Below are 12,335 nucleotides of genomic sequence, written 5' to 3'. Positions count from 1 at the left end.
AACTTTTCTTTTCCCATATCAGGTAAATTTTAAAACATTCATTTTTGTTTACATGACACAGTTTGTTGAACACTCTCATAATGAACACTACCACTTCCGCCTTGTGCCAGTCCGGATTGCGCCAGGACCACCCGGAAGTGGAGCAGGACCTGTCGGAAGTGGGACAGTACCGTCTGGAAATGTGACTTTACCAGTCGGAAATGGGACAGTACCGCTTGGAAATGGGAAAGTACCGCCCGGAAATGCAATCAACCCGTATGGAAAAGCGACCGAACCATTGGGAAATGGCACACAACCCGGTTTTTCCCATTTCCGGCTGGAGTCTTGGGAGTTCGGCACAGTGCCATGCCAATTTATTTGGCGCTATTCAAGGTCATATTGCTTCGGTCCACCTGGTTCTTATCAAGCAGCCATTCCACCACGCGCAGATCGTACCGGTCAGGGCTTTTATCGTCTTCAAATTTCCGAACCATTTGAAAGAGGGCTTCCTGAATGGTTGGCGTAAATTCATGCGTGTAGTCAATGACGTTGAGGGCATGCGTTCGGGCAAACGGGCTGGGATGCTTTAGTGCAGCCAGCAGTGTTGTCAGGGCTTTTTCTTTTTCACCCAAGTAGTAAAGGGCTTCGGCGGCAACAATGGAAACACTTACTGATGAGTCATCCAACACCTGTTCCAGCTTGGGTTGGGCTTCCCGGGCATCTGCCCCCAGAATTAACAGCCCGGTAGCTGCCCAGTACCGGACGCTTTCATTTTCATGATCGAGCAGCTGAACCAGTTGCGGCAGCTTGTCTTTTCGGCCTAAGGTGGCCAGTTCTGCGGCATCGATGATTGCCTTTAAGGGAATCTGATTGGTCCGGAGAAGATCGTAAACGGATTGCCCGTCGGCAAGTAGTTGGCGCTCGGCTTCCGGGATAAAGCCACTGTCGTAAATCCGGCTTACCCAGTCCTTATTAGCTTTTCGCAGGCGTTCCAGTGTTTTTGAGTAGTTCGGATCATTGACCAGATTGTGCACTTCCCAAGGGTCTTTTTCGGTGTCGTACAACTCTTCAACCGGCTTGGGTTCCCAAAAAGCAGATTGTGCCGGATTGCATTGGCCCTTTAAATAAGCTTGTTCCCAGGAGGGCATCGAAGGCGCTTTCCAAAGATAATTGATGTGTTGCCCATAAATGCGGTAGGGCATGTAGTTGCGGATGTAGCGAAACTGCTGATCGCGCACGGCACGACTCATGTCGTAGCGCTCGTCCATGCGCCCCCGAAACATATAGGCATACTCCGGGTCGGCTGTTTTTTGTTTTCCCAGAAAAGCTTTTCCCTGCATGTACTCCGGAATTGGAATGCCGGCAATGCTTAGCAGCGTTGGAGCCAAATCCACAAAACTGATGAGCCGGTCGATCTTTGCTCCGGGCTTTTTAGCCGGAAATAAGTGTTTGTATCGCTCCGGAATTCGAATGATAAAGGGGACATGCGTGCCCGATTCGTAGACAAAACGCTTGCTTCGGCCCAAAACTCCACCGTGGTCGCCAAAGTAAAAAACGATGGTGTTTTCAGCCAGCCCGGCTTCATCCAATGCCTGAAGTTGTTTTCCCACCCAGGCATCCATGTCTTCAACTTTGTCGTAATACTGGGCCCAATCATGACGCATCTCCGGTGTGTCCGGATGATAGGGCGGCAGCTTCACTTCATCGGGCTGGTGTCTCAGTTGCTCTGTAGGAATGGTTTTATGAATACTGCTCTCGTGGCTGATGTTGGTGTTGAAAACGGCAAAAAACGGCTGATCATTTTCGCGGTTCTTGTAGTGCGCCTCGCGGCTGCTTTCATCCCAGATGTCGTGGAGCTGGCCGGCAGCCATGTTGTAATCTTCCTTGTGGTTGTTGGTGCAGTAATACCCTTTTTCGCGGAGAAATTGCGGAAGGAAATGAATGAGCTCAGACTTTGGGTAGTAGCTGCGCATGTGCTGGTGCCCTCCCGAGTTGGCGTAAACTCCCGTGATGATTGTGTTGCGTGCCGGGGCACATACGGGCGCGTTGGCATAGGCATGGGTGTAGAGAAAGCCTTCCGATGCCAGTTGATCCAAATTAGGCGTGGTGGCAAATTCATCGCCATAGCAGCCGGCAAAGGGGCTGTTGTCCTCACTGGTCAGCCAGAGTATATTGGGAAGCTCGTCGGGCTGTTGATCGGCACAGGATGTTGCTGCCAGGCCTGTAAGCATGGTGAATCCAAGGAATAATGGTGTGGTTTTCATGGTTGGTTTGTTGGTTTAAGGTTGGTGTTGGTTCAGGCAATCAGCTCTATTCGGTTGCCTTCCGGATCAAGAACAACCGACTCGTAAAAGCCATCGCCTGTGGTGCGGGGCTCGCCGAGTATTGGGAAGCCATCCTGCCGGAGCTGCTCGGTGAGTTCGTCTACTTTTTGTTTGGAGCCAAGCTCAATGGCAAAATGGGTCAGTCCGCAGAATTGCTTTCGGGGATCATTTTTAGATTTTGGAATCCCCGGCATTTGCATCAACTCCATGGAGCAATCACCTCCGAAGGTGATGAAATAGGACTGGAAATCGCGCGAGTGATTAAAGTAGGCGTCGTTTGAACTGGCATCAAAGTAGTGGATATAAAAATTCCGCATTCCTTCCAAATTCATTGTCCAGATAGCAATGTGTGAAATTTTCATCATACAATATTTAGAGGGTTAATGGTTGTTCGTGGTTGTTCCACTCCCGGAAAAACTGTTCCAGGTAATGTTCCATAAACTGATGACGCTGCCGGGCCAGCTTTTGGCCGGTGGCGGTATTGATTCGATCTTTCAGCAACAGCAGCTTTTCGTAAAAATGATTGATGGTGGGGCCTGTGGATTGTTGATAGGCGTCAAACGAATCGTGGAGCACCGGTTGTTCCTCCGGATCGTAAATCAAACGGTTTTTATGGCCGCCGTAAGCAAAGGTGCGTGCAATACCGATGGCTCCCATGGCATCCAGCCGGTCAGCATCCTGAACCACCCGGGCTTCCAGTGAATCGGGGGTGGTGTCTACGCCAGCTCCTTTAAACGACACTTGATCGATTACCTGCTGAATGGTTTGCTGATCGTTGGGTGGAATGCCCAGCTGCTCCATCCATTTCCAGGCTTTTGCCTCGTTGGGTTGGCTTAATTTCCAGTCGTCCAGGTCATGCAGCAGAGCGGCCATTTCAACAATAAACACATTGGCCCCTTCCCGGCGGGCAATCCATTGGGCCAACTGCCATACCCGGTGAATGTGCCACCAGTCATGCCCCGAACCTTCGTGACTAAATTCTTGCTGAATGTAGCGGGCTGTTTTTTCTATCAGGTGTTCTTTTTTCATAGCTCGATCAAAGCTACGTATTTCTTTGGAGAAGTTGTTGGTTGAAGCGCTTGAATTCTGCGTGTAATGCACTGGTTTAAGGCAGTTATGAGAAAGTGATGCAAAGCATCGGCTTATTTTTTCATTTCTACAACATATATTTCCTGAGGCTTCGAAGCTGCTAAAACATGTTAAAAAGAGATAACATCTCATAGATTTGTTTATTTTTGCTGATCTTAACGATCTTTCTGTTGTTATAGAGGATGTTAAGTGCGAAAGAGTATATCATGAATAAGACTAGAAAATTGACCATGCCTGCCATGTTGCAGGCCAGCTTCGAGAAATTCGCCGAAAAAGACGCGCTTTGTTTTGTTGGCGAAGAGGCTAAAACATATCAGCAGCTTCAAACGGATGTTGAAGCTTTAGGAACTTATCTGAGAGGGCTTGGAGTGCAAAAAGGCTCTAAGGTGGCTATTTTAAGTGCGAACATGCCCAACTGGGGCGTGTCGTTTTTTGCGGTAGGAAGCATTGGTGCCATTGCTGTGCCGATTCTGCCGGACTTCAGTCCTTCTGAAATCCGAAACATTCTTCAGCATGCGGAAGCCGAAGTTATTTTTGTTTCGGAACAGCTTCTTTCCAAATTGGAGCCGGAAGAATACCCGCTTCTGAAGATTATTCAGATTGAAACACTGAAAGAGCTGAATGCCGAGGATTATCCGGCGATGGCCGTGGAAGCTCCGGCTGAATTTCAGTACGAAGAAGTAGAGGAGGAGGATTTACTCTCCATCATTTACACTTCGGGAACAACCGGTAAGTCGAAAGGGGTAATGTTGACGCATAAAAACATTATCTGGACCGGACAGCAAAGTAAATCCTTGCAATTCATAAATAGTACCGATCGGTTCTTGTCGGTGTTGCCGCTATCCCATACGTTTGAAAATACCTTGGGCCTGATTTTCCCGATTATGTATGGAGCTTCGGTGTATTACCTTTCGAAACCGCCTGTTGCTTCGGTATTGTTGCCTGCCTTGAAAAAGGTGAAGCCAACCATTATGCTGGTGGTTCCCCTCATTATTGAGAAAGTTTACCGGGGAAAAATTCTTCCACAGATTAACAGCAAGGCGGTAACCCGCTTTCTATATAAAATTCGCCCTTTCCAGATTTTGTTGAGTCGTATTGCCGGAAAAAAACTTTACGAAACCTTTGGTGGTGAATTGAAGTTCTTTGGTATTGGCGGCGCTAAACTGAATAATGAGGTTGAACGTTTTCTGATGGATGCTAAATTTCCATTGGCCATTGGCTATGGACTAACCGAAACGTCGCCACTTTTGGCAGGTGCGGTAGGTCAGAATGTTCGTTATCTATCCACTGGTATTCCAATGGAAGGTGTAAAGCTTCGCATTGGAAATGCGGATCCGGTAACCGGTGAAGGCGAAGTGCAGGCCAAAGGGGAGAATGTGATGAAAGGTTACTACAAGGAAGAGCAGCTGACCAAAGACGTATTTACCGAAGATGGCTGGTTTAAAACCGGCGATTTGGGACGCTTTGACAAATCCGGCTTCCTGTATATCCGCGGACGGATTAAGAACATGATTGTGGGAGCCAGTGGTGAAAATATTTATCCGGAAGAAATTGAATCGGTGATTAACCGGATGGAATATGTACTGGAATCGCTGGTGGTGGAGAAAAAAGGCCGCTTGGTGGCTATGGTTCACCTGAACATGGAGGAAATTGAGCAGCGGGTCAAGACCATGCGCTCCATGAAAGATGAAGCCGTGCATAAAATTAATGCCCGCGTTGATGAGATTTTGGGTGAAATTCAGCAAAAGGTGAATGATGAGGTGAATAAATTTTCGCGCATCCAGATGGTGGTTCTTCAGCCAGTGCCCTTTGAGAAAACACCCACCCAAAAAATTAAGCGTTTTCTTTACTACTAATTTCGTGTTGAATTAGAACTTCTAATAGAACAATACTACCATCCCCGGGCCTGTCGCCTGGGGATTTTTTTGTCTTGCCTGCCAGGGCAGACGTCTTGCTTTTACCAGCAAGGCATGTTTTGCAAAGCCGCGTCAGTAATGGTGGGTAATTTGTTGATCCAGAGGGCTCCCCGCGGGCCGCTGGCAAGCTTCTGTTCGCCAACATTGTGCTCCCAGCCATCGTCGGCAAGCTTTTGACGGCCAACATTTTGTTGCCAGCCATCGCCGAGAGGGTTTTGTTCGCAAACATTTTGCTGCCGGGCATCGCTGGCACCCTTTTGTTTCCAAACATTTTGCTGCCGGGCATCGCTGGCAAGCTTTTGTTTCCAAACATTTTGTTGCCAGGCATCGCTGGCAAGCTTTCGAACCGAAACAAAGGTATGCCGGGCATACCCCCCGCTGGCGCCGATTTGCAATCGGTGTCTTAACCGGATATTTTATTGTATTCCCCTGAGTAGCTGAAGATACAAATTATTCGGATTTTGTTGGATCTTAAGAACCGATTCACTCTTGTTTAGGTCCATGCAGTAATTTTATGGCTTTGTGATACTTCTGTGATAAACACATTCTACCTTTCACCTGTTCTTAGAAAAAAATGCCTATGGACAAAGCGTTAATCATTGAGGATGATCGGGATATCTCTGAACTTATTGCCATTCACCTTTCGGATATGAATATGGAGGTGGATAAAGCCTATGATGGGAAGGAGGGCCTGATGAAAGCCTTGAATAACCGTTACCGGTTTATTCTGCTGGATATCCGGCTGCCTTTGCTCGATGGCTTTGAAGTCTGTAAACGCTTGCGCATGGAAAAAGACAATACACCGGTGTTGATGATCACTTCCAAGTCCGAAGAAATTGATAAGGTATTGGGGCTGGAGATTGGCGCGGACGATTACATCTCGAAACCATTTGGTATTCGCGAACTGCTGGCCCGGGTGAAGGCTGTATTGCGCAGGGCAGAGCGTACCGCACAAAGTCGTGATGAAGAGCTGGAGTTGCGTTGCGATCAGCTGTATATTAATGTGGGGATGCGCATTGTTGAAGTCGGCGGAGAGCGTGTTGAGCTTTCGCCCAAAGAGTTTGATCTGTTGGTTCATCTGGCTTCGAATCCGGGGAAAACCTATTCGCGCATGCAGTTGCTCGACAAGGTGTGGGGCTATGAATTTGAGGGATTTGAGCATACGGTGAATTCACACATCAACCGCTTACGCTCCAAAATTGAAAAGGACATGAGCCAACCGGAGTACATTTTAACAACCTGGGGTGTTGGTTATAAATTCAGGGAGTCCTGAGCCAAAAAATGATGCTATGCAATTAGTTCGACCCAAAATAGTCAATCGTTTATACTTACAGGTTTCCGCCATTTTCCTGTTGGTGTTGTTCGTCTTTACCGCATTGGTACTCTACATCTCCGTGGAGTCGGCCCGTAAATACTCCATTGAAGTGAATCAGCGGCTGAACCGCGAGCTGGCGCAAAACACCCGCTCCATGATCGATCCTTTTTTGCAGGATGGCGTTATCAGCGAAGAGGGGGTGAAAGACATCATGCACTCCATGATGGTAATCAACCCGATCGTTGAGGTGTATTTGCTGAGTCCGCAAGGTAAAATATTACAGTACGTGGCTCCGGACAAGGTGGTTAAACTTGAGTCGGTCGATCTGGAACCTGTCAAAACCTTTCTGAATGATCCGGAACACAGCATTATTTATGGCGATGACCCACGGAATCCGGGAGAGTACAAAACCTTTTCGGCCACCCGCGTAATGAATGGCGATGAGCTGACCGGCTACATCTACATTGTTCTGGCCAGTCAGGAATATGTTTCGGCTTCCGAAGCGGTGTTGGGAAGCTATATTTTAGGGCTTTCCATTCGTTCGGTGATCATTATTCTGATTATTTCGGCTTTAGTCGGCTTGCTGGCCATTTGGTTGATTACTAAAAAGCTGAATCCGATAATTGAGGGGATTAATGAGTTTCGGGTTGGAAATTTGGGAAAGCGTATTGCCGTGAAAAGTGATGGCGAACTGGATCGGATTGGCTTGGTATTTAATGAGATGGCTGACACCATTGAGCGCAATATCCAAGAGTTGAAAGGCGTGGATAACCTCCGTCGGGAATTGATCAGCAACGTGTCGCATGATTTGCGAACGCCTGTAGCTTCTATTCAGGGCTATGCTGAAACCTTATTGCTGAAAAAGGATAAGATTGCTCCCGGAGAGCAGGAGAAATACCTGGAGGTAATTTTCAAAAGCTGTGGGCGGCTCAAAAAGCTGGTGGAAGATTTGTTCGAGCTGTCGAAGCTGCAGGCCCACCAGGTAAAACCACATACCGAGCCCTTTTCCATTGCTGAACTGGTTTACGACATTGCCAATAAATACCGGATCATCTCTCAAAAGAAAGGAATCAGCATCAATACGGTAATTGCCAAAGAACTGCCTTTGGTGGAGGCTGACGTTTCGATGATTGACCGGGTGCTGCAAAACCTGATTGACAATGCGGTGAAGTTCTGTAAGGAGGGAGATACCATCAACATTGAAATTGACACCCAAAATCCGGAGAAAGTGGAGGTTCGGGTGGCTGATTCCGGGCAGGGCATTAAACAAGAGGAACTGGAGCATGTGTTTCAACGCTACTACAAATCCAGAGAAGATGGGCAGAGTACCGGTTTGGGACTGGCCATCGTTCAAAAAATGGTTGAGCTGCACCATTCCAGCATTCGGGCCTATAGCCAGCTTGGCAAGGGAACCACTTTTGTGTTTGACCTTCCGGTAGCTCAAATTGCCTGAATGTATTCTAAAAAATGAACGTTTTGTGACCTTGCCGTGATAATTACTTAAGAGCTTTGTGGAGGCGACAGGATAAAAGATGATTGTAACGAATTGGGGGATAAACCCATTCTTTGGGATGAGTGGAAATTATCAGAACAATTAAAAAGGAGAAGGATGATGAAACGAATGATGTATTTCATGCTATTTAGCTGGATGACACTTGCTGGTTGTGCACAGACGCAAAGCCAGCAAGCAGGGGGAGACTCCCGCTATTTTCGCCCGCTGACTTCGGAAGAAAAGCGGGTTATTTTGCACAAAGGAACGGAACGTGCCTTTACGGGCAAGTACGATAAGTTTTACGAAGCAGGCACCTATGTCTGCAAGCGTTGTGGGGCCGAGCTGTACCATTCGTCCGATAAGTTTGATTCGGGTTGTGGCTGGCCCAGTTTTGATGATGAAGTTGAAGGAGCTGTGAATCGGGTGCCGGATGGCTTGCGTACCGAGATTACCTGTGCTTCCTGTGGTGCTCACCTGGGGCATGTTTTTCTGAATGAAGGATTCACGGCCAAGAATACCCGCCATTGTGTGAACTCCATTTCGCTGGAGTTCATTCCGGCCGGCACGCCTCGAAAGGCAGCAAGTGATACGGCCTATTTTGCCGGCGGTTGTTTCTGGGGCGTCGAATATTACCTGGAACAGGCACTGGGGGTAAAATCCGTGGAATCGGGGTATATGGGCGGCAGTAAAAAGAATCCTTCTTACCAGGAGGTGAGTTACCACAAAACCGGGCATGCCGAAGTGGTTCGTGTTATTTTCAATCCGAGCGAGACCGATTATGAAAGCCTGGCCCGGCTGTTTTTCGAAATACATGATCCAACACAGGTCAACCGTCAAGGGCCGGATGTGGGCGATCAGTACCGGTCTGAGATCTTTTACCGGACGGTGGAGCAAAAGGAAATTGCAGAGAAGTTGATCCGGATTTTGGAAAAGAAAGGGTACGATGTGGCCACGCGGTTAAGTCCGGCAGCCAGCTTTTGGCTGGCCGAGGATTACCATCAAAACTACTACGTCAACAAAGACGGAACGCCCTATTGCCATAAGCGGGTCCAACGATTTTAGAGTTCTACTGATCCCAAGCTCTTCTTTCCAGGATTTTTAAACCCACCATCGCTGTTTGGTTCACCAAAATGAATCGTTCAGCTTACAGAATGCCCAGGGCATGCATTGAACCAACCCCTTAATGCATGCTTTGGGCATGAAATCGTTACTGAAGTTTTATACTCTCGTGACCACCTTGTGATACTTAAGCAGGAACTTAGTAATCTGTTAATTTTAAAGTTTTTGGCTATGAAAGTATTACGAATGATTATGATTGCGGCACTGTTGACAGGCTTGTTTGTTCAGTGCCAGAAAGAAATGGAAGATGACCTGCCGGATGGCGATCTGAAAAAGGCCTCCTGGCTAAGCGGTACTTACACTGTCACCGTAGAGAATGTTGCGGTGGACTATCCTTTTTTTGAAGCCGGAGTTGTGCGTATTCCCGACGGAGAAAGTTCGGCAGGGCCGGCATTTCCCGGACACGCTTTTAGCTTCTCTTTTCATGCCGGTCCCAACCACAAGCTCTCCTTTGCAAGCATGTATGGCTTATCGAATGATGGTTTTTATGCTCCTGCCGAAGGCGGAATCAGCTTGTACGATTCAGGCGCTCCGGTAACCGGAGATATCACTTCGGAATTGCACCTGTGGGATGCCGGAACCCAGGTGAATCAAATGCCTGGCCCGGATAATCCGCACAGTGGAGCCGATGAAAATGGTGTGGTCAGGAAAATGAGCGATGTGGGCGATGGCTATGACTATGGTTCGGTGGCAACCAACCTGATGGCGAACTTGAGCTATGAGGGGAACAGCATGTTTCGTTTGACCATTCAAGTGCTGGAAGGAAGCACAACGGCTATTTCGCCCATTGCGTGGGTGGTTCATACGGATGGGAAAACGCCAATTTTTAAAGAAGGAGTGGCTGACGAAGGAAAAGGCCTGGAGCCTTTGGCTGAAATGGGGAATGCTGATCCGCTGGGACATTACCTGGCGTGGAACAGCGGTTATGTGTCGCCCGTTGCCCCGGTGCTTTGGGTGTTGCATGAAAAAAAGGACAAACCCATTTTCACCGAAAACACCCCAGACTATGGTGATGGATTGGAAACCCTTGCTGAAACCGGAAATCCGGAGCCTTTGTTCAATTCGTTGACGGCTGGCGGGTATGCTGCCGGATTTCAGGCTATGCGAACCGATGGTTCAAGCGGGCCGCTTTTCCCGGGGCAGAAATACATGTTCAGCATAGAAGGACATGTTGGGCAGTCGTTGAGCCTGGCAAGCATGCTTGGGGCATCCAACGATATCTTTTTCTCAACAGGGGATGAAGGCCTGAAACTCGATAATGGGGTGGCCGAAAAAGACCTGACCCATTATGTGAAGTTGTACGATGCCGGGACGGAGGTGAATGAATATCCCGGAACCCAAACTTCGGCCGATGTTGTAGAAGATGGAAAGGTGATGCTTCTGGATGATGGATTTAGCTATCCGGATGTCGATCAGCTTATTCGGGTAACGATTCAGAAAAATGAATGAGAATTGATAGACAACTACAAAGGGCGAAAGCCTGAAAACTCACTTTGAATGTACGATTCAGGGTGGGTTTTCGTTTTTATAGAAAAGCGTAAAGATGGCCTGGGGGAACCACAAAATTTCTGTATGATTTTTAATTTGTCGCTATCCCAAAAATAAAAGATTAAAATTGGTCAACCATTTATTCTATTTAACGTTTATTTATAGTTCAACAAAAATACTTATTGTAATTTTGAAGAGCCAAAAAAATAAAAACCAATTTCAAATAGAAAAAAGAAGGATTAACATGAAAACAAGAAATGTATTTGTGGCCTTGCTGCTTAGCGGGGCTATGTTAGTAAGCGGCTGTTCAAGCAGCCAGTGGGCAGCTCAGAATAACAAAACCAAAGGTGGCGTTCTGGGTGGAGCTGGTGGCGCATTAATTGGAGCCGGAATTGGAGCACTTGCCGGAAAAGGTAAGGGAGCTGCAATTGGTGCTGCTGTTGGGGGCGCCGTAGGTACTGGTGCCGGCATCCTGATTGGTAAAAAAATGGATAAGCAGCAGGCTGAGCTGGAGCAGATTGAAGGCGCACAGGTGGAAGCAGTAACAGATGCCAACAACCTGCAGGCAATTAAAGTAACGTTCGATAGTGGAATCCTTTTTGCTACCGGAAAAAGTAACTTGAGCACAGCTTCGAAAAATTCACTGGTTGATTTTGCCAATTCACTGAAGCAAACACCTGAAACCGATGTGACCATTTATGGACATACTGATAATACCGGATCACGAGCCATTAATGACAAAGTATCCAATGAACGGGCCGAGTCAGTTGCCAAATTTTTGATTGAGAATGGCATTGGCGGAGAGCGCTTAACCACGGAAGGAAAAGCTTACGACGAGCCGGTAGCTGATAACACAACAGCTGAAGGACGTGCTAAAAACCGTCGGGTGGAGATTTACATCACCGCTAACTCTACAATGATTCAGCAAGCCGAAGAAGGTACTTTAAACTAAAAATATTTTTGTACTGCAAAACAGGCTATTCCCCTCGTGGGAGTAGCCTGTTTTTTTTGCTTCTGACCAATGAGTCTTTGGGTAGTCTTCACTTTTGCGACGAACCATTTCGGTGTTTGCTACGTTCCAATTTTTGAACCAATAAATGAGAGACTTATGAAATTAGGCGCTTTTTCAATCAGTTTAAATGTGAAGGATCTGGAAATATCCAAAACGTTTTATCAAAAGCTGGGGTTTGATGTTTTTGCCGGCGATATTGAGCAAAACTACCTCATCCTTAAAAACGGCAATACCCTCATTGGCTTGTTCCAGGGCATGTTTGAACAAAATATACTCACCTTTAATCCGGGCTGGGATGAAGAAGCCAACAAGCTTGAATCGTTTGACGATGTGCGAAGCATTCAGAAGCACCTAAAGGACAGCAGTCTGGCTTTGATCCAGGAAATTCAGACGGCCAATACAACCGGCCCGGCAAGCATTGTTCTGATTGACCCCGATGGAAATCCGATCCTCATTGATCAGCACATTTGATTAACTGAATGGTATTTGGCTAAAAATATGGAAGCTTAGAGCCCACCGTTAACTTGATGGGAGATAGGCCCCAAAAAAAGGGATGTCATCTTTCCAATAAGATGACATCCCTTTTGCATTTCTCTTGACC

General features: G+C 47.3%; 11 protein-coding genes. 7 read left to right on the top strand and 4 right to left on the bottom strand.

The features are described 5' to 3' along the window. Positions 1-353: 353 nt before the first annotated feature. Genes ACRD6K_RS17125 through ACRD6K_RS17115 form a run of 3 tightly spaced genes read right to left on the bottom strand, consistent with a single transcriptional unit; the run spans position 354 to position 3,332 of the window. Positions 354-2,243: a sulfatase-like hydrolase/transferase gene (locus ACRD6K_RS17125; RefSeq protein WP_430974276.1), complete on the bottom strand. Its 1,890-nt coding sequence runs from the start codon at positions 2,241-2,243 to the stop codon at positions 354-356. A gap of 32 nt (positions 2,244-2,275) precedes the next feature. Next, positions 2,276-2,668: a VOC family protein gene (locus ACRD6K_RS17120; RefSeq protein ID WP_299581127.1), complete on the bottom strand. Its 393-nt coding sequence runs from the start codon at positions 2,666-2,668 to the stop codon at positions 2,276-2,278. Between the two features lie 7 nt (positions 2,669-2,675). Further along, complete coding sequence (locus tag ACRD6K_RS17115; RefSeq protein WP_430974275.1) at positions 2,676-3,332, bottom strand: HD domain-containing protein; 657 nt, start codon at positions 3,330-3,332, stop codon at positions 2,676-2,678. Between the two features lie 266 nt (positions 3,333-3,598). Between ACRD6K_RS17115 and ACRD6K_RS17110 the strand changes: the two genes are divergently transcribed. Beyond that, the gene (locus tag ACRD6K_RS17110) at positions 3,599-5,248 is read left to right on the top strand and encodes an AMP-binding protein (protein ID WP_299581121.1); all 1,650 of its coding nucleotides are present in this window, start codon (positions 3,599-3,601) and stop codon (positions 5,246-5,248) included. Positions 5,249-5,349: 101 nt separating this feature from the next. On the opposite strand, the gene ACRD6K_RS17105 is transcribed toward ACRD6K_RS17110, so the two are convergent. Further along, positions 5,350-5,703, bottom strand: a complete 354-nt coding sequence (locus ACRD6K_RS17105; RefSeq protein WP_430974274.1) for a hypothetical protein — start codon at positions 5,701-5,703, stop codon at positions 5,350-5,352. A gap of 185 nt (positions 5,704-5,888) precedes the next feature. On the opposite strand from ACRD6K_RS17105, the gene ACRD6K_RS17100 reads away from it, so the two are divergent. From ACRD6K_RS17100 to ACRD6K_RS17075, 6 genes are all read left to right on the top strand, one after another. Further along, on the top strand, positions 5,889-6,581 hold the full coding sequence (locus ACRD6K_RS17100; RefSeq protein WP_299581115.1) for a response regulator transcription factor: 693 nt from the start codon (positions 5,889-5,891) through the stop codon (positions 6,579-6,581). Positions 6,582-6,597: 16 nt separating this feature from the next. Next, a complete protein-coding gene (locus tag ACRD6K_RS17095) occupies positions 6,598-8,076 on the top strand; it encodes a sensor histidine kinase (protein WP_430974273.1) in 1,479 nt (492 codons plus the stop codon). Positions 8,077-8,232: 156 nt separating this feature from the next. Further along, positions 8,233-9,177, top strand: a complete 945-nt coding sequence (locus ACRD6K_RS17090; protein ID WP_430974272.1) for a bifunctional methionine sulfoxide reductase B/A protein — start codon at positions 8,233-8,235, stop codon at positions 9,175-9,177. A 228-nt stretch (positions 9,178-9,405) separates the two neighbouring features. Then, positions 9,406-10,683 carry a spondin domain-containing protein gene (locus ACRD6K_RS17085; protein WP_430974271.1) on the top strand — a complete coding sequence of 426 codons (1,278 nt, stop codon included), beginning with the start codon at positions 9,406-9,408 and terminating at the stop codon, positions 10,681-10,683. A 283-nt stretch (positions 10,684-10,966) separates the two neighbouring features. Beyond that, a complete protein-coding gene (locus ACRD6K_RS17080) occupies positions 10,967-11,674 on the top strand; it encodes a YiaD family glycine zipper/OmpA-like lipoprotein (protein WP_430974270.1) in 708 nt (235 codons plus the stop codon). Positions 11,675-11,830: 156 nt separating this feature from the next. Then, complete coding sequence (locus ACRD6K_RS17075; protein WP_430974269.1) at positions 11,831-12,205, top strand: VOC family protein; 375 nt, start codon at positions 11,831-11,833, stop codon at positions 12,203-12,205. Positions 12,206-12,335: the final 130 nt, after the last annotated feature.

The organism is Sunxiuqinia rutila, from assembly GCF_050589705.1.
Classification (GTDB): domain Bacteria; phylum Bacteroidota; class Bacteroidia; order Bacteroidales; family Prolixibacteraceae; genus Sunxiuqinia; species Sunxiuqinia rutila.
This window is presented reverse-complemented; position numbering and strand designations above follow the sequence as displayed.